Annotated in this window: 23 protein-coding genes and 2 pseudogenes; 11 read left to right on the top strand and 14 right to left on the bottom strand. The window is 61.3% G+C overall.

From position 1 onward, the window contains the following. The first annotated feature begins 55 nt into the window (after positions 1-55). A complete protein-coding gene (locus ACS5Q8_RS10230) occupies positions 56-670 on the top strand; it encodes a LysE family translocator (protein ID WP_276197387.1) in 615 nt (204 codons plus the stop codon). Positions 671-727: 57 nt separating this feature from the next. Here ACS5Q8_RS10230 and hemB read toward each other — a convergent pair whose 3' ends face one another. From hemB to ACS5Q8_RS10215, 3 genes are all read right to left on the bottom strand, one after another. Then, positions 728-1,702, bottom strand: coding sequence for a porphobilinogen synthase (hemB, locus tag ACS5Q8_RS10225; protein WP_465160129.1), 975 nt, complete (start codon positions 1,700-1,702; stop codon positions 728-730). Between the two features lie 116 nt (positions 1,703-1,818). Continuing rightward, positions 1,819-2,661: a PhzF family phenazine biosynthesis protein gene (locus ACS5Q8_RS10220; RefSeq protein WP_276197386.1), complete on the bottom strand. Its 843-nt coding sequence runs from the start codon at positions 2,659-2,661 to the stop codon at positions 1,819-1,821. Between the two features lie 4 nt (positions 2,662-2,665). Further along, positions 2,666-3,364, bottom strand: coding sequence for a glutathione S-transferase N-terminal domain-containing protein (locus ACS5Q8_RS10215; RefSeq protein ID WP_276197385.1), 699 nt, complete (start codon positions 3,362-3,364; stop codon positions 2,666-2,668). A 250-nt stretch (positions 3,365-3,614) separates the two neighbouring features. Between ACS5Q8_RS10215 and ACS5Q8_RS10210 the strand changes: the two genes are divergently transcribed. Beyond that, positions 3,615-4,316, top strand: a complete 702-nt coding sequence (locus ACS5Q8_RS10210; RefSeq protein WP_276197384.1) for a histidine phosphatase family protein — start codon at positions 3,615-3,617, stop codon at positions 4,314-4,316. A 58-nt stretch (positions 4,317-4,374) separates the two neighbouring features. Beyond that, positions 4,375-5,430: a permease gene (locus ACS5Q8_RS10205; protein ID WP_276197383.1), complete on the top strand. Its 1,056-nt coding sequence runs from the start codon at positions 4,375-4,377 to the stop codon at positions 5,428-5,430. Between the two features lie 38 nt (positions 5,431-5,468). On the opposite strand, the gene mnmH is transcribed toward ACS5Q8_RS10205, so the two are convergent. The 4 genes from mnmH to ACS5Q8_RS10185 form a co-directional block, all read right to left on the bottom strand. After that, entirely contained in the window at positions 5,469-6,572 is a 1,104-nt protein-coding gene (mnmH, locus tag ACS5Q8_RS10200; RefSeq protein ID WP_426101035.1) for a tRNA 2-selenouridine(34) synthase MnmH, read from the bottom strand. Beyond that, positions 6,572-7,606 carry a selenide, water dikinase SelD gene (gene selD, locus ACS5Q8_RS10195; RefSeq protein ID WP_276197381.1) on the bottom strand — a complete coding sequence of 345 codons (1,035 nt, stop codon included), beginning with the start codon at positions 7,604-7,606 and terminating at the stop codon, positions 6,572-6,574. Before selD ends, mnmH begins: the two co-directional genes overlap by 1 nt. Positions 7,607-7,703: 97 nt before the next feature. Next, positions 7,704-8,453: a TerC family protein gene (locus ACS5Q8_RS10190; protein ID WP_276197380.1), complete on the bottom strand. Its 750-nt coding sequence runs from the start codon at positions 8,451-8,453 to the stop codon at positions 7,704-7,706. A 28-nt stretch (positions 8,454-8,481) separates the two neighbouring features. Beyond that, positions 8,482-8,733, bottom strand: coding sequence for a hypothetical protein (locus ACS5Q8_RS10185; RefSeq protein WP_247404422.1), 252 nt, complete (start codon positions 8,731-8,733; stop codon positions 8,482-8,484). Between the two features lie 134 nt (positions 8,734-8,867). On the opposite strand from ACS5Q8_RS10185, the gene nhaR reads away from it, so the two are divergent. Continuing rightward, complete coding sequence (gene nhaR, locus ACS5Q8_RS10180; RefSeq protein ID WP_247404425.1) at positions 8,868-9,770, top strand: transcriptional activator NhaR; 903 nt, start codon at positions 8,868-8,870, stop codon at positions 9,768-9,770. A 4-nt stretch (positions 9,771-9,774) separates the two neighbouring features. Here the strand turns inward: nhaR and ACS5Q8_RS10175 are convergent, their stop codons facing one another. After that, positions 9,775-10,929, bottom strand: coding sequence for an MFS transporter (locus ACS5Q8_RS10175; protein ID WP_276197379.1), 1,155 nt, complete (start codon positions 10,927-10,929; stop codon positions 9,775-9,777). Positions 10,930-11,159: 230 nt separating this feature from the next. Between ACS5Q8_RS10175 and sstT the strand changes: the two genes are divergently transcribed. Beyond that, the gene (sstT, locus tag ACS5Q8_RS10170) at positions 11,160-12,380 is read left to right on the top strand and encodes a serine/threonine transporter SstT (protein ID WP_276197378.1); all 1,221 of its coding nucleotides are present in this window, start codon (positions 11,160-11,162) and stop codon (positions 12,378-12,380) included. An 80-nt stretch (positions 12,381-12,460) separates the two neighbouring features. On the opposite strand, the gene ACS5Q8_RS10165 is transcribed toward sstT, so the two are convergent. Next, positions 12,461-12,970: a DUF1993 domain-containing protein gene (locus ACS5Q8_RS10165; RefSeq protein WP_276197377.1), complete on the bottom strand. Its 510-nt coding sequence runs from the start codon at positions 12,968-12,970 to the stop codon at positions 12,461-12,463. Positions 12,971-13,086: 116 nt separating this feature from the next. Here ACS5Q8_RS10165 and ACS5Q8_RS10160 point away from each other — a divergent pair, with 116 nt between their 5' ends. Beyond that, on the top strand, positions 13,087-13,734 hold the full coding sequence (locus tag ACS5Q8_RS10160) for a YceH family protein (protein WP_276197376.1): 648 nt from the start codon (positions 13,087-13,089) through the stop codon (positions 13,732-13,734). Between the two features lie 60 nt (positions 13,735-13,794). Here ACS5Q8_RS10160 and ACS5Q8_RS10155 read toward each other — a convergent pair whose 3' ends face one another. After that, positions 13,795-14,613, bottom strand: coding sequence for a shikimate 5-dehydrogenase (locus ACS5Q8_RS10155; RefSeq protein WP_276197375.1), 819 nt, complete (start codon positions 14,611-14,613; stop codon positions 13,795-13,797). Positions 14,614-14,769: 156 nt separating this feature from the next. On the opposite strand from ACS5Q8_RS10155, the gene ACS5Q8_RS10150 reads away from it, so the two are divergent. The 3 genes from ACS5Q8_RS10150 (at position 14,770) to ACS5Q8_RS10140 (ending at position 15,830) form a co-directional block, all read left to right on the top strand. Next, entirely contained in the window at positions 14,770-15,126 is a 357-nt protein-coding gene (locus ACS5Q8_RS10150; RefSeq protein ID WP_122538658.1) for a hypothetical protein, read from the top strand. Between the two features lie 245 nt (positions 15,127-15,371). Beyond that, positions 15,372-15,566, top strand: a complete 195-nt coding sequence (locus tag ACS5Q8_RS10145; RefSeq protein ID WP_247406676.1) for a hypothetical protein — start codon at positions 15,372-15,374, stop codon at positions 15,564-15,566. Positions 15,567-15,656: 90 nt separating this feature from the next. Then, the gene (locus tag ACS5Q8_RS10140) at positions 15,657-15,830 is read left to right on the top strand and encodes a hypothetical protein (RefSeq protein WP_247406673.1); all 174 of its coding nucleotides are present in this window, start codon (positions 15,657-15,659) and stop codon (positions 15,828-15,830) included. Between the two features lie 3 nt (positions 15,831-15,833). Here the strand turns inward: ACS5Q8_RS10140 and ACS5Q8_RS10135 are convergent, their stop codons facing one another. Continuing rightward, on the bottom strand, positions 15,834-16,901 hold the full coding sequence (locus ACS5Q8_RS10135; RefSeq protein ID WP_247406671.1) for an AI-2E family transporter: 1,068 nt from the start codon (positions 16,899-16,901) through the stop codon (positions 15,834-15,836). A 160-nt stretch (positions 16,902-17,061) separates the two neighbouring features. Here ACS5Q8_RS10135 and trhP point away from each other — a divergent pair, with 160 nt between their 5' ends. Beyond that, the gene (trhP, locus tag ACS5Q8_RS10130; protein ID WP_247406669.1) at positions 17,062-18,384 is read left to right on the top strand and encodes a prephenate-dependent tRNA uridine(34) hydroxylase TrhP; all 1,323 of its coding nucleotides are present in this window, start codon (positions 17,062-17,064) and stop codon (positions 18,382-18,384) included. A 6-nt stretch (positions 18,385-18,390) separates the two neighbouring features. Here trhP and ACS5Q8_RS10125 read toward each other — a convergent pair whose 3' ends face one another. From ACS5Q8_RS10125 to ACS5Q8_RS10115, 3 genes and pseudogenes are all read right to left on the bottom strand, one after another. Next, positions 18,391-19,146, bottom strand: a complete 756-nt coding sequence (locus ACS5Q8_RS10125; protein ID WP_426101209.1) for a methyl-accepting chemotaxis protein — start codon at positions 19,144-19,146, stop codon at positions 18,391-18,393. 102 nt (positions 19,147-19,248) lie between these two features. Next, positions 19,249-20,070, bottom strand: a pseudogene (locus ACS5Q8_RS10120) (cache domain-containing protein); the annotation flags it as partial. Between the two features lie 72 nt (positions 20,071-20,142). After that, positions 20,143-21,462: a Na+/H+ antiporter family protein gene (locus tag ACS5Q8_RS10115; RefSeq protein ID WP_276197921.1), complete on the bottom strand. Its 1,320-nt coding sequence runs from the start codon at positions 21,460-21,462 to the stop codon at positions 20,143-20,145. 244 nt (positions 21,463-21,706) lie between these two features. Between ACS5Q8_RS10115 and ACS5Q8_RS10110 the strand changes: the two are divergent. Further along, positions 21,707-22,996: pseudogene (locus ACS5Q8_RS10110) on the top strand (cache domain-containing protein); the annotation flags it as partial. Between the last annotated feature and the right edge of the window lie 13 nt (positions 22,997-23,009).

Raw genomic sequence — 23,009 nt, 5'->3', positions numbered from 1 at the left:
ATTGCGAATATGACAGGATTTGTCATCGACCATTCGTACAAGGAGTTTGAATGCCATGCTCAGCATGAACTTTTTCATCACCTGTCTGATCGTCGTGCTGATCCCTGGCACCGGCGTGATCTTTACCGTGTCCACAGGCCTCACGGCCGGTAAGCGCGCCAGCGTGTTCGCCGCGCTGGGCTGCACCGCCGGGATCATCCCGCACTTGTTGGCATCCATCCTCGGCCTTTCCGCGCTGTTGCACACCAGCGCCTTGGCGTTCGAAGCACTGAAATTCGCCGGGGCCGCCTACTTGCTGTACCTGGCCTATGCCACCTGGCGCGATCGTTCGGCCTTTGCGATGAATGATGCGCCAACGACAACCACGGCGCGCAGCCTGATGCTGCGCGGTTTTTTGCTGAATATTCTGAACCCCAAGCTGACGATTTTCTTCCTGGCCTTCCTACCCCAGTTCGTCACACCGGCCAGCACGGCGCCGGCCTTGCAAATGCTGGTGCTAAGCGGCGTGTTCATGGCCATGACGTTTGCGGTGTTTGTGGTATATGGCCTGCTGGCCAATGTGTTTCGCCGCGCGGTGATCGAGTCACCACGGGTACAGAATTGGCTGCGGCGCAGTTTTGCGGCGGCCTTCGCGGGGTTGGGGTTGAACCTGGCGCTTGCACAGCGCTGAAAAACGCTACAACCCACTGTGGAAGCGGGGGTTGCCCGCTCCCACAAGTGGGGTGTTTTAGATGCCTGCCAGCGCCAGGTCCATGGCGAAGTAAGTGAAGATCAGGTCCGCGCCGGCGCGCTTGATCGAACCCAGGGTTTCCCGCACCACCCGGTCCTCATCGATCGCGCCCGCCTGGGCCCCGAACTTGATCATCGCGTACTCGCCGCTGACCTGATACGCCGCCACAGGCAGGCGCGAGGCTTCGCGGATGTCGCGGATGATGTCGAGGTAGGCACCGGCCGGTTTGACCATCAGCACATCCGCGCCTTCCTGCTCGTCCAGCAGCGATTCACGCACGGCTTCGCGGCGGTTCATCGGGTTCATCTGGTAGCTTTTGCGGTCGCCCTTGAGCGCGCTACCACCCGCTTCACGGAACGGACCGTAAAGGGCCGAAGCGAATTTGGTGGAGTAGGCCATGATCGGAATATGCGTGAAACCGGCGTCATCCAACGCCCGGCGAATGGCCTGGACCTGGCCGTCCATCGCCGCCGAAGGCGCAATCACATCGGCACCGGCACGGGCAGCCGCCACGGCTTGCTTGCCGAGGTTAACCAACGTTGCGTCGTTGTCGACATGGGCGCCATGCATCACGCCGCAATGGCCGTGGTCGGTGTATTCGCAGAAACAGGTGTCGGACATCACGATCATTTCCGGCACGGCATCCTTGATGATCGAGGACATGCGCGAGACCAGGCCGCGCTCTTTCCAAGTGTCGCTACCACTGGCGTCCAGGTGGTGGGACACGCCAAAGGTCATCACCGATTTGATCCCGGCGCGAGCATAACGCTCGATTTCCCCGGCCAGCTTTTTCTCAGGGATGCGCAGCACACCCGGCATGCTGGTGATCGGCACGAAATCATCGATTTCTTCTTCGACGAAAATCGGCAGCACCAGATCGTTGAGGGTGAACTCCGTTTCCTGAAACAAGCTACGCAACTCCGGGGAGCGGCGCAGGCGGCGTGGGCGGGCTTGGGGGAACTGGCTGGTCATGGCTGTCCTGAATATGGCTAAAAACTTTGGGGCGAAAGCGTATGCCCCCCGCGCCCGGCAGCACAAACGCCAGGCAACCAATAGTTTATTGCAATGCACGCAACAATTGCATTGATCTAGAGCTGTAGACGTCCTTCGATACACACCGCGACGGCACCGCCGACCCAGATTTCATCGTCCTGGCGCTCGATGCGGATACGCCCCGCGCGCCCCATCGCCGTGCCCTGGCTGACCACGTAGCGGCTCGGCGCCAGGCCTTCGCCCAATAACCATTGGGCCACCCCGGCATTCAAGCTGCCGGTGGCCGGGTCTTCGGGGGCTCCGTCGCCGGCGATGAACGCGCGCACTTCAAAGTGCGCGTCTACAGCGTCGCGCGCTGGATCGCAGGGTGCAATCACGCCCACCGCCAGACCGAGCAATTGCGCATAATCGGGCTGCAGATCGAGCACCGCCTGGCGGTCGGACAGCATCACCGCCAGCCAACCCGCGCCGTTGTCGACCCACTGGCTGCGCACAATGGCCTCGGGCGCCAGGCCCAACCCCAGGCGCACGCGCTCCAGCAACGCGGCATCCAGCGGGCCCGAACGCAACAACGGCGGCGCGATAAACGCCAGCTCATCGCCTTGGCGACGGATACGCACCAGGCCGATTTCGCACTCCTGGATAATCTCCTCCCCTTGCGCACCCCCCCCCGCCTGCAGCCACGCGTGGCAACTGCCCAACGTCGGGTGCCCGGCGAACGGCAGCTCCTGCAAGGTGGTGAAGATTCTCACCCGGTAGTCAGCCCGTGGATCGCGGGGCGTGAGTAAAAACGTGGTTTCGCTGAGGTTGGTCCACTTGGCGAAGTCGGCCATCTGTTGCTCGCTGAGGCTGTCGGCGCCCAGCACTACCGCCAGCGGGTTGCCTTTGAGCGACACGCTGCTGAAGACATCCAGTTGTTTGAAATCGAAAGTCGGCATGGGCTCAGCTCGGAATGTTTAAGCCACGGATCACCGCCGGACGTGCGACAAAGCCGTCCAGCGCGCGCAGCACATTGGGGAAATCGGCGATGCCGACCAAGTCGCCGGATTCGTAGAAACCGATCAGGTTACGGATCCACGGAAACGTCGCGATGTCCGCGATGCTGTAGTCGTCGCCCATGATCCAAGTGCGGCCCAGCAGGCGTTTTTCCAACACGTCCAGCAAGCGCCGGGACTCGGCGACGTAGCGGTCACGCGGGCGCTTGTCTTCGTAGGCCTTGCCAGCGAACTTGTTGAAGAACCCCACCTGGCCAAACATCGGGCCGATGCCGGACATCTGGAACATCAGCCACTGAATGGTTTCATAACGTGTGGCTGGATCTTCGGAAAGCAACTGGCTGGTTTTTTCCGCCAGGTACAGCAGGATCGCACCGGACTCGAACAGCGCCAACGGCTGACCGCCGGGGCCGTTGGGGTCGATGATCGCGGGAATCTTGTTGTTCGGGTTCAGCGACAGGAACTCGGGCGACAGCTGGTCCTGGGTCTCGAAGCTGACCTTGTGCGCCTCGTAGGGCAGGCCAAGCTCTTCGAGCATGATCGAAACTTTTACCCCGTTGGGCGTGGGCAACGAATACAGTTGCAGACGCTCCGGATGCTGGGCGGGCCATTTGCGGTTGATCGGGAAAGCGGCGAGTGAGTTCATCGGGATATCCCTCGGCGGAAAGCCCCCATGATAATCATCTGCCCGGTATCCTGCATGGGTCATCATTACGCAACATCCCCTCGCTAATCTCCCCCACGGGCGAACCAAAGCGGCCTCGCGGACTCTTAAGTGCGCCTGAACGGTGAATGGAGGCACCTTGCTATAACACTAGGAGCACCGCAGGACGCAGCATGCGTCACTGGCGCCGGGCTTGTCCGCCTTAATCCAACGCACTGAAGACTCGAATCTAATGACAATAAAGCCTCTGTGCCTTACGCGACGCCTCAAACGATATTCATACATCATATTGCCTTTGTTGCTGGTGGGCGGCGTCCTCGGCCTGACCCTGCAATCGCGCATCAGCAGCGCCGAGCCGGTGGACGGCGTGCAAACCCTGGTGTTCCTGCGCCACGGTGAAAAACCCGCCGGCGGCCTGGGCCAGCTCAACTGCCAGGGCCTGAACCGTGCGATGAACCTGGCCACCGTGTTGCCGGAAAAGTTCGGCAAGGCCAACTTCGTCTTCGCCGCCAACCCGACGCGCAATGTCGAGGAAGGCGAAAAAGACAATTCCTACAGCTACATTCGCCCACTCATGACCATCAGCCCCAGCGCAATCAAGCTCGGCTTGCCGGTAAACATCAAGTTTTCGGCAAATGACACCAGCGCCCTCGCCGACGAACTGGTGGAAAATAAGTACCATAACGCCATCATCTACACTGCCTGGTCCCATGGTTATCTGCCGGAATTGATCAACAAGGTAGCCAGTGAAGCGGTGGGCGAAAAGCACACCATCACCGAAGACTGGTCCGGTAATGACTACGACACGCTGTATGTGCTGACACTCACCTGGCATAACGGCAAGGCATCGCTGCTGAGCCGCAACTACAAGCAGGGCCTGAACAACGGCGAACAAACCTGCCCACCGGCGACGCAGGTCAGCGCAGATATCTGAAGGCTGGGCGATAGGGGCGTATGATGCGCGGCTATTGACTCATCTACGGATCAACACCATGTCCAACCTCGCCTCCACCCAGCCCAACCGGGGCTGGTCGTTCTGGTGGAAACCAGCACTGTTCGTGCTGGTCGCCTGCATCGGCCTTTACTACGTGAAGTGGTCTCCCTACTACTTCAAGGCATTTGTCGCCGCCGACAACCACAGCATCGGCGCCTCGATTCTCAATGACCAGCAAACCTCGCCCCTGGCAGCAGCGCTGGCCTATGCCCAGGTGTATTTCCTGGCAATCTGGAAAGCCGCCGTTCTGGCGGTGATCCTCGGCTCGTTGCTGCAAGTGTTGATCCCCCGCGACTGGCTGCTGCGCCTGTTCGGTCGTGCCGGGCTGGGTTCGACCCTGCGCGGCGGGCTGTTCGCCTTGCCCGGAATGATGTGCAGTTGCTGCGCGGCACCGGTGGCGGCGGGCATGCGTCGGCAGCAGGTGTCGGTGGGCGCGGCGCTGGCGTTCTGGATCGCCAACCCGGTACTGAATCCGGCCACCTTGGTATTCATGGGGTTTGTGCTGGGTTGGGGCTTCACGGCGTTAAGGCTGGTGGCAGGGATTGTGCTGGTGGTCGGCGTGTCCCTGGTGGCCCAGCGTATCGCGCGCCCGGAGCAAGTGCCGGAAGCGGCGCTGGGGGCGGTGGCCGAGGCCAGCGTGATCGAGTCGCAACCGTTTTTCAGCCGCTGGTTGCGCACCCTGTGGCAACTGTTCTGGAGCACGATCCCGGTCTATATCCTGGCGGTGCTGGTATTGGGCGCGGCGCGGGTCTGGTTGTTTCCCCATGTGGATGGGGCGATGAGTAACAGCCTGCTGTGGCTGGTGCCACTGGCGATTGTCGGCACGCTGTTCGTGATTCCGACCGCCGCGGAGATTCCTATCGTACAAACCATGATGACGCTGGGCATGGGCAGCGGCCCGGCCGTGGCCTTGTTGATGACCCTGCCGAGCGTGAGCCTGCCGTCACTGCTGATGTTGCGCAAGGATTTCGACGCGCGGGTGCTGGTCACGGTGGCCGGTTTGACCATGCTGCTGGGCGTGGTCTGCGGCTTGATTGGAGCGGCGATTCTGTAGGTGGCGGGCGGGGTTGAGGGCCTTATTGCAGGCAAGCATCAACCTCGCAACACACCACGCTCGCGCAAATACTCCAGCACCGCTGCCTGCTCCCCGACAAACTCGATGCGCGCGCCTTTGCTTTCACGCTGGAAGGCGTACATCGGGTCGTAGTACTCGCGCAGCAACCCTTCGATCCATACGCGGTGCAGGTCCACAGCGCCGCTGCGGGCCTGTTCCGCCAGGGCGTCCTGCAGAATCGCCTGCAATCGCTGGAAGCGCTCGCCGCCCAGGCGCTTGTGGATATTGGCCAGGCTCTGGGTCAGGCGCTCACCAAACAGTACGTAGCCGGTTTCGCCAAATACCGCGATGAATTCAGCGCAAAGGTCGACCACGTAATCGCGCAGGATACGTTCGACCCGGCCTTCGACAGTGTCTTCCAACCACACCATCGCGAAGGTCTGCATGCCCTTGTGCAACGGCAACGGCAGCGCACAACTGCCGATCATGCGGCTTTCATCCTCGACCACAAACTGCTCGATGCCGCCCGCGCGTTTTTTCAGCAGGTCCACCGCCAGGCGGTTCTCGAAGTCGATGTTGGACGGTTGCACCGTGGCCCGCTTACCGAAGCTGGAACCGCGATGGTTGGCGTGGCCTTCCAGGTCCAGCGCATTGCGCAGTTGGCCGAGCACTTCGGTCTTGCCGGTGCCGGTCATGCCGCCCAGCAACACGAAGTCACACTCGGCGACCGCCTGTTCGACGGTGTCCAGCAAAAAGCCGCGCATGGCTTTGTAGCCGCCGCCGACGCGGGGGTACTCGATACCGGCTTCGGTTTTCAGCCATTGCTGCACGATCTGCGAACGCAGACCGCCACGAAAGCAGTACAGATAGCCGTCCGGATTGGCCTGGGCGAACCGCGCCCATTGCTCGATGCGCCCGGCCTTGATTGCTCCGGACACCAGCTCGTGTCCGAGCACGATAGCCGCTTGCTGGCCCTGCTGTTTGTAGCAAGTGCCGACCCGCTGACGCTCGTCATCGGTCATCAGTGGCAGGTTGACCACGCCTGGGAAGGCGCCCTTGGTGAACTCGACCGGCGCGCGGGTATCCATCATCGGGCGGTCGTTGAGGAAGATGTCGCGGTAGTCGGTGATGTCAGTCGCCATCAAAACACCTCTACCGCGTGGGTCTGTCGCTCAACTAATTCACCGATGGGCTCAAGGGTCAGGCCCAGTTCGCGGGCGATCGCATGAAACTCGGCGTCGCCCTCGGGCGTAACGGCGATCAACAGGCCGCCGCTGGTCTGCGGGTCACACAGCACGCGCTTGTGCAGCTCCTGCAGGCGCCCGAGTTTGCTCGCATAACTGTCGAAGTTGCGCAAGGTGCCGCCCGGCATGCAGCCCTGGTCCAGGTAGTCCTCGATCCCGGGCAGGCGTGGGACTTTGTTATATTCGATGCGTGCCGTCACGCCGCTGCCGTCAGCCATTTCCACCAAATGGCCCAAAAGACCGAAGCCGGTGACGTCAGTCATTGCCGTTACACCGGCCAATTTGCCGAAGCGGCTGCCAGGCTTATTGAGGGTACACATCCAATCACGAGCCAGACCAATATCCGTATCACGTAATTTGCCTTTCTTTTCGGCGGTGGTCAGGATGCCGATGCCCAGGGGTTTGGTCAGGTACAAACGGCAGCCGACGGTGGCGGTGTCGTTGCGCTTCATATGGCGCTTTTGCACGATACCGGTCACGGCAAGGCCGAAAATGGGCTCCGGCGCATCGATGGAGTGACCGCCGGCCAGGGGAATACCGGCCTCGTCGCACACGGAGCGGCCGCCACGGATCACTTCGCGGGCGACCTCCGGAGCCAATACATTTACCGGCCAGCCCAGAATGGCGATAGCCATCAACGGGTCGCCGCCCATCGCGTAGATGTCGCTGATCGCGTTGGTGGCGGCAATCCGGCCGAAATCGAACGGGTCATCGACAATCGGCATGAAAAAATCAGTGGTGGAGACCACGCCGCGCTCGTCGTCGATGGCGTACACCGCCGCATCGTCGCGCGAGGCGTTGCCCACCCACAGGTTCGGGTCAAGGTTCTGTGCGCCGCTGCCAGCGAGGATCACTTCCAATACCTGGGGCGAAATCTTGCAGCCACATCCCGCGCCATGACTGTACTGGGTAAGGCGAATCGGCTCGTTCATGGTGGACCTCAAGCTATCAAGTGCGCGGATTCTAACAGACGGCAAAAAGCCGGCGGGACTCTTACGAGCACAGCCGGCCTTTTTGGGGTTGCTGCGATTACTGACGAGCGGCCAGCAAACGCTTGTGGCGGTTGCGCCGGGCGATGTTCAAGCACTCGATCGCCGCCGAGAACGCCATGGCCGCATACACGTAGCCTTTGGGCACATGGGCACCGAAGCCTTCGGCGATCAGGGTCATACCGATCATGATCAGGAAGCCCAGGGCCAGCATCACCACGGTCGGGTTGTCGTTGATGAACTTGGCCAGCGGCTCAGCCGCCACCAGCATCACGATGACCGAGGTCACCACGGCAACGATCATGATCGGCAAATGCTCGGTCATGCCCACGGCGGTGATGATGCTGTCGATGGAGAACACCAGGTCGAGCATCAAGATCTGGCCGATGGCCGCAGCAAAGCCGATGGACACGGCATTGCTGGTGCTGGCCTTCTCTTCAGGCTCCGGGTCCATGCTGTGATGGATCTCGGTGGTTGCCTTCCAGACCAGGAACAGGCCACCGGCGATCAGGATCATGTCCTTCCACGAAAACGCCTGGCCGAAAATTTCAAACACCGGCGTGGTCAACTGCACGATGAACGCAATGGTGCTCAACAGACCCAGGCGCAATACCAACGCCATGCTGATACCGATGCGTCGTGCCTTGGCCCGGTGCTGCTCGGGCAATTTGTTGGTGAGGATCGAGATAAAAATCAGGTTATCGATGCCCAGCACGATTTCCATCACGATCAAGGTGGCCAGTGCGACCCAGGCGGTGGGGCTGGCGGCCAGTTGTACAAGGTAGTCCATAGATCAATCCTGACGTTGTGCTGGGAAATTAGGCTTCTTTACGCGTCGATTCAGACTCGTTTTGCGGCTGATCGTCTTTTTTCTGCGGACTGATCAGGCCTTGGGTCGCTTCACTCAACGCCTGCTCGGCGGCCTTATGGGTTTCGTCGATCACTTGCTTGGCCGACTCGGTGGCCTTGCCCATCACCTGTTGTGCGCTTTTTTCGACCTGATCACAGCCGCTGACCACCACCAATGAAAGCGCAAGCAACGATGCCGCGCCCAGGGAATTGAGTTTCATGATGTTTTCCTCGTTAGAACCATTGGGTCCAAATAGTGGCCCCTCGATAGCGACGCATTCTAGGCAGAGGGACACTTCAGGAAAATTCGTATTTTTCTCGCGTATACTTCGGTTTTAACGAAGTGTAGGCCGGCATGCTCAATTACCGACAGTTGCATTACTTCTGGGTGGTGGCCAAGACCGGCAGCATCGTGCGCGCCTGTGAGCAATTGAACCTCACGCCCCAGACCATCAGCGGACAGATCAGCCTGTTGGAACAAACCTTCGGCATCGCCCTGTTTCAGCGGGTAGGCCGCCAGTTGGAGCTGACCGAGGCCGGGCGCCAGGCCCTGCCCTACGCCGAGCAGATGTTCCAGACCGGCAATGAACTGGAGGCGATGTTGCGCGCGCAGCCGGATGAACAGCAGATCTTGTTTCGGGTCGGGGTGGCGGATGTGGTGCCAAAATCCATCGTCTACCGGCTGATCGCGCCGACGATGGAGCTCAGCGAGCCAATCCGCATCACCTGCCGCGAAGACAAACTCGAACGCCTGCTCGCCGATCTGGCGATCCAGCGCCTCGATCTGGTGATTTCCGACAGCCCCATGCCCACGCATTTGGACATCAAGGGCTACAGCCAGAAGTTGGGCGAATGCGGCATCAGTTTTTTCGCCACTCAAGCGTTGGCTGACCGGCACGGCGGCGTTTTCCCACAGTGTTTGCAGGGGGCGCCATTGTTGATTCCGGGGGCGGAGACGGTGGTGCGCAGCCGCTTGCTGCGCTGGTTTGCCGAGCAGCAGATCCAACCGAAGATCATCGGCGAGTTCGACGACAGTGCATTGATGCAGGCATTCGGCCAATCCGGCAGCGGGATCTTTATCGCCCCCAGCGTGATTGCCGATGAGGTGGTGCGCCAGTATGGCGTCGCGCTGATTGGCCAGACGGATGCGGTGACCGAGTCGTTCTATGCGATTTCGGTAGAACGCAAGGTCAAGCACCCCGGCATCGTGGCGATAACCGAAGGTGCCAGGCGGGAACTGTTCACCGCTCTGCCCTGAGGGTTCAGGCGCTGGTCGGCAGCGGTTTGGCGCTCATCAGCCACAGCGCCAGCAGGATCGACACCAGGATAAACCCCGACGCGGCCAAGCCCAGGCTGGCCAGGCCCAGGGTGTCGATCACATGCCCACCGACCAAGGCACCAAGACCGATACCCAGGTTGGCCCCGGCAATATTCAGCGACGCGGCAAACGCCGGCGCATGCGGTGCGGCCTTCATCAGCCGCACGTGGCTGACCAGGAACATCGCCGCCTGGGTCACGCCCCACACGGCCATCGCCGCGGCCAGGCCGATGGTGGAGTGAATCGCGGGCACCACGGCGACCATGCCGGCTATCATGAACCCGCAGAACACCATCGACGCGATCAAGGGGTGGCGATCCACCGCGCGCCCGCCCAGCGAGTTGCCGATCAGCCCGACCGCGCCAAAACCCATCAGGCACCAGCCGACCAGCGTACCGTCGAACCCGGCCAGGCGTTCAAGGATGTCCGCCAGGTAGGTGTAGGCGGTAAACATGCCGCTGAAGACCAGGATCGACAGCAGGATATGCCCCTGCATCAACGGGCTGCGCAGCAGCTTGAATTGCGAGCGTAACGTCACCTGCGCGTTCTTCGCCTGTGTCACCGGCAGGTAGATAAACAGCAGCAGCGCCTTGGCCAACGCAATCACCGCGAGGATTGCAAACGCGCTGCGCCAGCCGAACATATCGGAAATCAGCGTGCCCACCGGAATGCCGAAGACGGTGGCGCAGACGATCCCGAAGCCGATCTTCTCGATGGCGCGACCGGCGTATTCCGGGCCGACGATGTCCACCGCCGTTTCACTGGCCAAGGCCCAGAACACCGGCAAGCCCAACGCTGGAATCAAGCGCGCCAGGGACATCACCCAGATGTTCGGCGCCAGTGCCGCCACGGTATTTGCCACGGCGAACATGATCAAAATCGTGATGAACAGGCGCTTGCGCTGGAACCGCGCGCAGTAGGCAGTGAGGAACGGGCCGAACGCCGCCACGGTGAACGCAAACAGCGTCACCAGCAGGCCGGCCTGGGACACGCTGACATTCAGGTCCCGGGCGATCGACGGCAACAGGCCGACGATTATGAATTCTGTGGTCAGCACGGTAAAACCGGCGGCCGACAGCAGCAGGATGGGAAACAACATGAAAACTCCAGAAACGACGACATCAACGAAAGCCCGTGGGCCCGCTGACAGATAGGAAAGATTAGAGGAGGTCATGCTAACAGAATCTGTGCGAATTGGCCGCAAATGGGTGACGGAATGCCGCATCAATCGGGACATTTCCTACAGCATGATAGACTCCGCGCCCGCTTCCTACAGCGCCCTCCACCTGTAATGCTGCGTCCTACTAAAAAAACCAGAGACAACCGTTTATGACTGCTGCCCCCTCCCTTTTCCAACGACTCGCGCGCGTCAGCCTGGTCACGCAAATCGTCATCGGCCTGATCGCCGGCATTCTGCTGGCCTTCGTGCTGCCCGAGGCCGCCAAGGCCAGTGGTTTCATTGGCAAAGTGTTTGTCACCGCGCTGAAGGCCGTGGCGCCGATCCTGGTGTTCGTGCTGGTGATGGCGTCGATCGCCAACCATAAGCACGGCCAGGAAACCCACATCAAGCCGATCCTGTTCCTGTACCTGCTGGGCACCTTCGCAGCCGCCGTGGTTGCGGTGATCGCCAGCACGCTGTTTCCCTCGCCGCTGGTGCTCGCCACCCACGACGCCACCGTGAGCGCGCCGGGCGGCATCGGCGAGGTGTTGCAGAGCCTGTTGCTGAGCGTGGTGGATAACCCGGTGAGTGCGCTGATGAACGCCAACTTTATCGGCATTCTGGCGTGGGCCATCGGTATGGGCATAGCGATTCGCCATGCCGGCGAAACCACCCGCACGGTGCTCGATGACCTGTCCAACGGCGTGACCTTGATCGTGCGCGTGGTGATCCGCTTCGCCCCCCTGGGGATTTTCGGCCTGGTAGCCTCGACCCTCGCCACCTCCGGCTTCGGTGCCCTGCTCGGCTACGCCCACCTGTTGGTGGTGCTGATCGGCTGCATGCTGTTCGTGGCGCTGGTGATCAACCCGGCCATCGTGTTCTGGAAACTGCGCCGCAACCCCTACCCGCTGGTATTGCTGTGCCTGCGTGAAAGCGGCATCACGGCGTTCTTCACCCGTAGTTCGGCGGCGAACATTCCGGTGAACCTGGCGTTGAGCAAGCGCCTGGGCCTGCATGAAGACACCTACTCGGTGTCGATCCCCCTGGGCGCCACCATCAATATGGCGGGTGCGGCGATCACCATCACCGTATTGACCCTGGCGGCCGTGCACACCCTGGGCATCACCGTAGACCTGCCCACCGCCGTGCTGCTCAGCGTAGTCGCCGCCATTTGCGCGTGCGGTGCGTCGGGCGTGGCCGGTGGTTCGCTGCTGCTGATTCCACTGGCATGCAGCCTGTTCGGCATTCCCAGCGATATCGCCATGCAGGTAGTGGCGGTAGGTTTCATCATCGGCGTGTTGCAGGACTCTGCGGAAACCGCACTCAACTCGTCCACCGATGTGCTGTTTACCGCAGCGGCATGCCTGGGCAAGGAAGAGCAGCCGGTTTAAACAGCGCTCGCAAAAAAGCCCGGGGCCGTTCTCAAAGGAACGACCCCGGGCTTTTTTCTATGCGCTCAGAACACAGCTATTCAGAAAGCGCCCATGTAATCACGCTTGCCCACTTCCACACCGTTGTGACGCAGCAGGGCGTAGGCGGTGGTGACGTGGAAGAAGAACTGCGGCAGGCCGTAGGTCAGCAGGTAGGACTGGCCGCTGAAGCGCTTTTCTTTCGGGGTGCCGGGGCGAGTGATGATCTCGATCCCTTCTTTGCCGTCGATTTGCTCGGGCTTGATGGTGTCCATAAACGCCAGGACCTTGGCGATCAGCGCCTGCAGGTCGGCGAAGGTCGCTTCGTTGTCTTCGTATTTCGGCAGTTCGATCTCGGCCAGACGCGCGGAAACGCCCTTGGCGAAGTCGACGGCGATCTGCACCTGGCGCACCAGTTGGAACATGTCAGGGAACAGGCGCGCTTGCAGCAAGGCGTTGGGTTCGATGTTCTTCGCAGTGGCGTGGGCTTCAGCTTTTTCCAGCACACCACTCAAGGCGCTGAGCATTTGCTTGAAGACTGGGACGGAAGCGGCGTACAGGGAAATAGTCATGACGGTCTCATCGGTAAGGGCGGGGTTGGAACCAGCGGCGATTATAGCCATGCCGGCCGCTTGTCTTTTATTTTTTCAGGATTAGGCTAGTGCGTTCACTGCATAGGGAAAGCGCGATGACCGCTGAGCACGATACCGACACCCCTGAACCGCGCCTGAACAGCACGGAAATCCGCATCCTGGGCTGCCTGATCGAAAAACAGGCGACCAACCCGGAAACCTACCCCCTGACCCTCAACGCCGTGGTCCTGGCCTGCAACCAGAAGACCAGCCGCGAGCCGGTGATGAACCTCAGCCAAGGCCAGGTCGGCCAAAGCCTGCGCGTGCTGGAAGGCCAGGGGTTCACCCGCCTGGTCATGGGCAGCCGCGCCGACCGTTGGGAACACCGGGTCGACAAGGCCCTGGAATTGGTGCCGGCCCAGGTGATCCTGACCGGGCTGCTGTTTCTGCGTGGGCCGCAGACGGTCAACGAGTTGCTGACCCGCAGCGGGCGCATGCATGATTTCGAAGACGCCGAGCAGGTCGTCCACCAACTGGAACGCCTGATTGCGCGCGGATTGGCCGTACTGGTGCCGCGCCAGGCGGGGCAGCGCGAGGATCGCTATACCCACGCGCTGGGCGACCCGGCGGATATCGAGGCGATTATCGCGGCGCGCGGCAGCCCGGTGGAACGCGGGGCCGGCGGGGTCTCAGTCGAGCGCATCGAAGAGCTGGAAGCGCGGATTGCGGCGCTGGAAGAACGGCTGGCACAGCTGGAGGCCTGACACGGTCAAAACCCTGTAGGCGCCGGCTTGCCTGCGCCTACAGTTGATGTGCAATGTGCTTCAGCCTCGCGCAAAAGCGACGGCTTTTTCGAACTGTGCCTGGGTCGGCCGCACGCCTGTGTACAACACAAACTGCTCCAGAGCCTGGATCGCGATCACTTCCAGCCCGGTGATCACACGCTTGCCTTGGGCACGTCCACGCACGATCAACGGCGTTTCCGCAGGGATCGCTACCACATCGAACAGCGTCTGCGCCTGGTCCACAGCGTCAGCCTCGAAAGCCAGCTGATCGGCCTCGGCCCCGCCGGTCATGCCGATCGGCGTGACGTTGATCAACATCTGCGGGCGCAGATCGCCCAATTGCGCCTGCCATTGATAGCCCAGGCTCTGCGCCAGCGCCCTGCCCGCCGCTTCGTTACGCGCCACGATCACGCCATTGGCGTACCCGCCGTCACGCAGGGCACTGGCCACGGCCTTGGCCATGCCGCCGCTGCCGCGCAGGGCAAAGGTCGACTCTGTCGGTACTGCGTGTGTTTTCAGCAGTTGCTCGATGGCGATGTAGTCGGTGTTGTAGGCCTTGAGGTGGCCGGCCGTGTTGACGATGGTGTTGAGGGATGCGATGGCTTTGACCGAGCTGTCCAGTTCGTCCACCAGGGCAATGCTGGCCTCTTTGAACGGCATCGACACCCCGCAACCGCGAATCCCCAACGCTCGGATACCGCCGATCGCGCCAGCTAAATCCTGGCTGCTGAAGGCTTTATAGTAGAAGTTCAGACCCAGCTGTTCATACAAATGGTTATGAAATCGCAGGCCGAAATTCCCGGGACGCGCCGACAGTGACATGCACAGTTGGGTATCCTTATTGGGGTGCATCTGCATGGGTAACTCCTTGAAGTAAGCAAATCGGTACAGACCTTACACAACCTTTACCTATCGGCCGTGCTGTTTTTCAGAAATACGTTGTCTTAAAAGTATCCCCGCGACATTACTTGAGCCCATTGATTGCAGGCCACAAGCGCAGGGGCTAACCGAGGAATGACCATGATTCGTAAAATCCCCAAGATCGCCTTGCTTATCGGTGCACTCGCTATGGCAGGCCAAGCCTCCGCCCACGGTGGTGGATGGGGTGGTCCGGCCGTCTTGGGTGCGTTAGTCGGCGCCGCTGTCGTGGGCTCCGTGGTTGCCAGCCAACCCCGTGAGGTCTACGTGCAGCAGCAGCCAGTGTATGTACAACCGCAACCGGTTTACGCTGCACCACCGCCGGTGTACTACGCACCGCCACCGCCGGTATATGTGCAACAACAGGTCTATTACCGCCCGGCGCCGGTGTATTACGGCCCACCGCGTGGCTATTACGGCCCTCCCCACGGCTACTACGGCCGCGGCTGGTAAGTTTGAATCGATCTGCCTGAACAGGCCTCGCCCACTCGCGGGGCCTTTTTTTGCATGGTGGTTTATCGCAAATCGTCCGGTTTGATCGCACCAAGGTCGCTATGAGGACAATGGCCGCGCCGCAATCCCACATCATTGAAGCCGAAAGTCTACTTGCCCGACCGGGTCTCGCGCTGTCATGTTTGTGTCACGACTCACTTTCACTATCCCACCTCTGAACCCGATAACAACAAGGACGGCTGACCATGCCCACCCAAAACCCACACCACGTTGCCGGACTCTGTACATCCAGCAAGGTCTACAGCGCACTGACCGAACTCAAGCACCTGGAAGGCCACCGCAACGCAAAATTCCTCGCACTGCTGGCCGAAAGCCTGGTGCGCAAAGGCCTGCTCAATGAGCAGGAAGTGGTGAACATGCTCGACCAAGTGGTGGAGTGACGCCTGGCGTTGATGTCGACTATCAAGCCGGGTGATTTTTCCTCGACGCTGGCACCCCGTAAGGTGACCCCATAGCGATTGGAGGTCCTTATGCCCACTGTTCAGATCATGTCCGTCATCGGCAGCGCCGTTCCTGCCCCCCTGCGCAAGCTGGGTGTACTCGCCTGCTGGTACCTGATGCACGATGGCGAGCCCGTCAGCGGCCCGCTCACTTCGTTATCGGCTGCCGAACAACAAGCGGCAACCTTCAGGCTCCGTGCCTGAAGCCTAGGGCAACGGCAACTTGACCCGTGGCTTGCTTTCGACAAATAGCGCCCAGCTGGACATGAACAACGCCGCCACCAGCGGCCCGATCACAAAGCCGTTCAGGCCGAACACCGACAGGCCGCCCAGGGTCGAGATCAGAATCAGGTAGTCCGGCATCTTGGTGTCCTTGCCCACCAGAATCGGGCGCAGCACGTTATCCACCAGGCCGATGACGAATACGCCGAACAGGCCCAGCACCACGCCTTGCCAGATCGCCCCGCTCAACAGGAAGTATGCCGCCACCGGCCCCCACACGATCCCTGCGCCCACCGCCGGCAGCAGCGAGAGAAACGCCATCAACACCGCCCAGAGCAACGCGCTGGGAATGTCCAGAAACCAGAAGATCAAACCGCCCAACGCCCCTTGGGTCACGGCAACCAGCACGTTGCCCTTGACCGTGGCGCGCACCACGCGGTTGAACTTGAGTTGCAGACGGCGCTTTTGCGGCTCGGCCAGCGGCACCGCTGTGCGGACTTTACGCACCAGCTCCGGGCCGTCACGCAGCAGGAAAAACAGCAGATACAGCATGATGAAAAAACTCACCAGGAAATCGAACGTACCCTGGCCAAAGCTGAACGCCTGGCTGGCAAAGAACTGGCTGCCCTGCATCGCGCTCTTGACGATTTTCTCGCGCAGGCCTTCCAGGTTGCCCATGCCGAAGCGGTCCAGAAGGTGCTGAAAGTAAGGTGGCAGGAAGTTCTTGAACTGTTCGATATACCCGGCCACGTCCAGCTTGCCGCTTTCGACATTTTTGTACAGCGTGGCCCCCTCCTGCACCAGCAAGGCGCTGGTGATGATCACCGGCAGAATCGCAATCACCAGGCACACCATCAGGGTGGCCAGGGAAGTCAGGTTGCGGTTCCAGCCGACTTTCACCTGCAGACGCCGCTGCATCGGGGCAAAGATGATACCCAGGATGACTGCCCAGAACACCGCGCCGTAAAACGGCAGCAATATCCAGATAAAGGCGACGGTCACCAGGGCCAGCAGTAACAGCAGCGTTTTGAATTGCAGGTTGGTTTGATTCATGTCCGATCCATGTCAAAAAAGCCAGACGCGCGTTTGCGTCCAAATGCTTAGTCCATCGCAATCGCTGGGAGTGCCCTCTTTGTTGCAGCAAGCGTAGACCTGGATCAATAAATCCCTGTACGCCTTCGGCTACGCTCGCGACCTTTTGGGTCCCCTCCCCATGTCTCTCGTCCTTGCCCCCGAACTGCTCGCCCCCGCTGGCACCCTGAAAAACATGCGCTACGCCTTCGCCTATGGCGCCGATGCGGTATACGCCGGCCAGCCGCGCTACAGCCTGCGCGTGCGCAACAACGAATTCGACCACGCCAACCTGGCCCTGGGTATCGAGGAAGCCCATGCGCTGGGCAAGCGGTTCTACGTGGTGGTCAACATCGCGCCGCACAACGCCAAGCTGAAGACCTTCCTCAAGGACTTGGCCCCGGTGATCGCCATGGGCCCGGATGCGCTGATCATGTCCGACCCGGGGCTGATCATGCTGGTGCGTCGCCACTTCCCGATGATGCCCATCCACTTGTCGGTGCAGGCCAATACCGTGAACTGGGCCAGTGTGGAATTCTGGCAACAGCAAGGGATCTGCCGGGTGATTCTGTCGCGGGAATTGTCCCTGGAAGAGATCGGCGAAATCCGTGAGCAGGTGCCGGCCATGGAGCTGGAAGTGTTTGTCCACGGCGCCTTGTGCATGGCCTATTCCGGGCGCTGCCTGCTCTCGGGCTATATGAACAAGCGCGACGCCAACCAAGGCACCTGCACCAACGCCTGTCGCTGGAAATACCAGGCCACGCCGGCAGTGGAAAACGCCACCGGCGATATCGTCCAGCAATACCGGCCGCAACCCACACTGGGCATTGGTGCACCGACCGATCAGGTGTTCCTGTTGCAGGAAGCCAACCGCCCGGATGAACAGATGCCCGCCTTCGAAGACGAGCACGGCACCTACATCATGAACGCCAAGGACCTGCGCGCAGTGCAGCATGTGGAGCGCCTGACGCGTATGGGTGTGCATTCGTTGAAGATCGAAGGCCGTACCAAGTCCCACTTCTACTGCGCGCGTACCACCCAGGTGTATCGCCAGGCCATCGATGATGCGGTGGCGGGTCGCGAGTTTGACCGCAGCCTGATGACCAACCTGGAGTCACTCGCGCAACGCGGCTACACCGAAGGTTTCCTGCGCCGCCATGTACACGACGAATACCAGAACTACCAGAACGGCAGTTCGGTGTCGGAGCGTCAGCAGTTCGTCGGGGAATTGACCGGCGAGCGCCGGGGCGAGCTGGCCGAGGTCAAGGTGAAAAACCGTTTTGCGTTGGGCAATCACCTGGAATTGATGACCCCCGCCGGCAATTTTCACTTCGACCTGGCCACACTGCACAACGCCAAGGGCGAAGCCATCGAGGTGGCGCCGGGGGATGGGCACACGGTGTATGTGCCCTTGCCGGCGGAGATGGATCTGCGCTTCGGCCTCTTGATGCGCGACGTCTTGTAGCCCTGTTCAGATCCTGAACTGGCCCACCAGTTGCCCCAAGCGCTGGCCGAGATCCGCCAGGCTGCGCGACGTCTGGGCCCCCAACTGGGTTTCATCGGCCACGCTGTCTACCGCCACGGCAATCTGATGCACGCTGCGGTTGATCTCTTCGGCCACGGCGGTCTGCTCTTCGGCGGCGCTGGCAATTTGCGCGTTCATCGAGTTGATGGTGCCGATCAACTGCGCGATGGTGTCCAACGACGCCCCGGCTTCGTTGGCCTGGACCGAGGTGCCGTCGCCGGCGTCGCTGGAACGGCGCATGGCCTCCACAGCGGCTACGGTGCCTTTTTGCAGGCGGTCGATCATGCCCTGGATTTCCTGGGTGCTGGTCTGGGTGCGGCTGGCCAGGGCGCGCACTTCGTCGGCGACCACGGCGAACCCGCGACCGGCCTCCCCCGCCCGCGCGGCTTCGATCGCGGCGTTAAGGGCCAACAGGTTGGTCTGTTCGGCAATCGAGCGGATGACGCTGAGCACGCTGACAATCGACGACACGTCCTGTTGCAGACTGTCGAGGGACACCCCGCTGCTGCGGATATCGTTCACCAACGCATGGATCTGCGCGATGCTGCGGTCCACCACGCGCTTGGCGGCTTGGCCCTCGACGTCGGTCTGTTGCGCCGCGACGGAGGCGCCTTGGGCACTGTGCGCAACTTCCTGGGCGGCGGCGGACATCTGATTGATCGCGGTGGCCACCTGGTCGGTCTCGTGACGCTGACGCTCCATGGCCTGTTCCGAGCGCTGCGCCTGGTCGGACACCTGGCCCACCAGCCCGGTGAGTTGCGCGGTCATTTCGGTGATCTGGCGTACAAGGCCGTGGATCTTGTCGACAAAACGGTTGAAAGCCCCGGCCAGATCGCCAAGCTCATCCTGGCTGGTGATAGCCAGGCGCCGCGTCAGGTCGCCTTCGCCGGCGGCGATGTCGTCGAGGTTGGCTTTCATCAGGTGCAGCGGACGCAGGATGGTATTGGCCAGGACCATGCCCGCCGCAGCAATCACCAGCAGCACCAGCACGGCCACGCCGAGGATACTCAGCAATACGCCCTCCATGCGTTTCTCGACCTTGGCCTCGACCACCGCCACCTGGGCGTCGATGCCATCCAGGTTGACCGAGGTGCCGATGACCATGTCCCACTTGGGCAGGTACTCGGTGTAGCCCAGTTTGGGCACCAATTCGGTCTGCCCGGGCTGGGTCGAGCTGTATTGCAGGTAGTGGGTGCCGTCCTTGCCGACCTTGACCAGGTCGCGGTTGACGTAGACCCCATTGGGGTCGCGGTTGTCCTTGAAACTCTTGCCCACGCCGTCCGGGCTGTTGCCCTTGAACAGGCGGATGGTCTCGGAGTCGTAGCCGAAGAAGTAGCCGTCCTTGCCGTAGCTGGTATTGGACAGCAGCTTAACCACCTCGGCACGCACCGCCGTATCACCCGGGGCGGCGGCGTCGTAGAGCGGCTTGATCGTGGTCATTGCCACTTCCACATAGCTCTGCAGAGTGGCCTTGGCGGCGTCGAGCAAGTGCTGGCGGGTCTCATCCACCTCGTTGCGCGCTTGCCCCTGCAGGATCCACACCGTGGTCAGGCTAATCACCAGGGCGAACAACAGCACGGGCACTATGGCAAGGGACAGGACTTTGACCTTCAGGCTCAGACGCATGGCTTTTCTCTCTTATTCATGGCGACTTAAGAGGTTATCGGCCCACTGCGCGGATTCTGTAGGGCTACCTCGTCAGAGCGTCATCGCCGCCACCCAGCCAAACACCAGCAGCGGAATGTTGTAATGCAGGAACGTCGGCACCACAGTGTCCCAGATGTGGTGGTGCTGGCCGTCGATATTGAGGCCGGAGGTGGGGCCCAGGGTCGAATCCGACGCCGGCGAACCGGCATCGCCCAAGGCACCGGCCGTGCCGACGATGCAGACGATGGCCAGCGGGCTGAAACCCAATTGCACACACAGCGGCACGAAAATCGCGGCCAGGATCGGCACCGTGGAAAACGACGAGCCGATCCCCATGGTCACCAGCAACCCCACCAGCAGCATCAGCAACGCGCCTACCCCACGGCTATGGCCGATGAACGCCGCCGACGTTTCCACCAGCGAGCGCACGTCACCGGTGGCCTTGAGCACTTCGGCAAACCCTGAGGAGGCGATCATGATGAAGCCGATCATCGCCATCATCTTCATGCCTTCGGTGAACAAATCGTCCGTCTCGCGCCAGCGCACGATGCCCGACACCGAAAAAATCAGGAACCCGGCCAGGGCGCCGATGATCATCGAGTCCAGCCACAACTGAATGATGAACGCCGAGGCAATCGCCAGGCCGGCCACCAACAGGGTCAGCGGGTTGTACTGCACCGCGACCTGTTCGACCCGCTCGATTTTCTCCAGGTCGTACACACGTTTTTTGCGGTAGCTGACAAACACCGCCACCAGCAGGCCGACCACCATGCCCAGCGCTGGCAGGCCCATGGCGTGGGTCACGTTGACCTGGCTGATGTCCACGCCGCTCTTGGCCACATTGGCCAGCAGGATCTGGTTGAGGAAGATGTTGCCGAAGCCCACCGGCAGGAACATGTAAGGCGTGATCAAACCGAAGGTCATCACGCAGGCGATCAGGCGGCGGTCCAGTTGCAGTTTGGTCAGGACGTATAACAACGGCGGCACCAGCAGCGGGATAAACGCGATATGAATCGGCAGGATGTTTTGCGACGCAATCGCCACCACCCACAGCAAGCCGATCAGTAACCATTTGACATGGCTGCCGCCGCTGGCTTCCTGGCGATCGACCAGCAGGAGCGCCTTGTCCGCCAGGGCATGCGCCAGGCCGGACTTGGCAATCGCTACCGCGAAAGCGCCGAGCAATGCGTAGGACAAAGCCACCGTCGCGCCACCACCCAGCCCACCGTTGAAGGCCTTGAGCGTAGCGTCGATGCCCAGGCCACCCGTCAGCCCGCCCACCAGGGCGCCGACGATAATGGCGATGACCACATGCACGCGGGACAGGCTGAGCACCAGCATGGTGCCGACTGCGGCGATGACTGCGTTAATCATGGTTACCTCAAGCAAAAAATCAAACAACAGGCATACCCGCGCCCTAGCGGCCATTGTGGATGACTGCCGGCGTACAGGCTTAAAGGAGGTCTTATTAGAGGGCGCGCACTTTGCAGCAGGCGCGCCCGCATGTCAAAAAACGGCGTCGCTTACAGATTTAAATTGAACGTTTGAATAAAGAAAAAATTACAGCCGCCGATACTAAGGGCTCTCTATGTTTTCAGGTTAAGGATGCCCCGCGATGTCCCTCAGACAGCTGTCCATTCAATGGAAAATCACCCTGCTCGCAGGCCTCTGCCTGCTGGGGATCGTGACCCTGCTGGTGGGTCTGTCGCTGTATCGCATGGAACAGAGTTCGCAACGGGTCAAAGCCTCCAGCATGCACATGCTCGATGAAGCGGCCCAGGCGCGTATCGAAGCCCAGGGCGAAGCGCAGGCGCTGGGCATCCGCCGGCAGTTCATGGATGCCTATCAATACGGTCATGGGTTTTCCCGCCAGGTGCTGTTCCTGCGCGAACAGGCGGAAAAACGCTTCCTCGACGCCTTCGACACCCGTGAAGACTTGACCCGCCAGGTCAAGGCCGCTTTGCAGGCCAACCCCGACCTGCTCGGGTTGTCCCTGGTGTTCGAAGCCAATGCCCTGGACGGCAAGGATGAGCTGTTCGTCAACCAGGCAGAGCTGGGCAGCAACGACAAAGGCCGGTTCGCCCTCTATTGGTCACAGCCGACGCCCGGCACACTCACCGCCATGTCGCTGCCCGAAAGCGACATGTCCGACACCCGCATCGGTCCGAGCGGCGAAAAGGCCAACGCCTGGTTCACCTGCCCGCGCACCACCCTCAAACCGTGCGTGATCGAACCGTACTTCTATGTCATCGACGGCCAAAACGTGCTGATGACCAGCCTCGTGTTCCCGCTGACGGTGAATGGCAAAGTCATCGCCTCGCTGTCGGTGGACATCAACCTCAACAGCCTACAGGCGGTGAGCCAGCAGACGAGCCACAAGCTGTATGACGGCCAGACCCAAGTCAGCATTCTCAGCCCCACCGGCTTACTGGCCGGCTACAGCGCGGATGCGAGCAAGCTCAGCCAGCGCCTGGACCAGGTCGACCCCGCCAGCGGCGCGCAATTGATCAGCGCCCTGGCCGGCAGCGCGCGGATCAGCAGCCTGCGGGCCGACCATCGACTCAAGGTCTTGGCGCCGTTCGCGCCGATCCCCGACGGCAAACCGTGGGGCGTGTTGCTGGATGTGCCGGAAAAAATCCTGGTGGGCCCGGCCGAAGCGCTCAAGGCGCAACTGGACGCCGATAACACCCGAGGCACCTTGCTCGAATTGAGCCTGGGCCTGCTCGCCGCCGTAATCGGCCTGGGGCTGGTGTGGCTGATGGCGCGAAGCGTGACCCGGCCGATCCTGGGCGTGGCGCACATGCTCGAAGACATCGCCAGCGGCGAAGGCGACCTGACCCGCCGCCTGGCCTACGACAAACAGGACGAGCTGGGGCAGTTGGCCGGCTGGTTCAACCGTTTCCTCGACAAGCTGCAAC

The sequence above is a fragment of the Pseudomonas sp. PAMC25584 genome (genome assembly GCF_058135675.1).
This window is presented reverse-complemented; position numbering and strand designations above follow the sequence as displayed.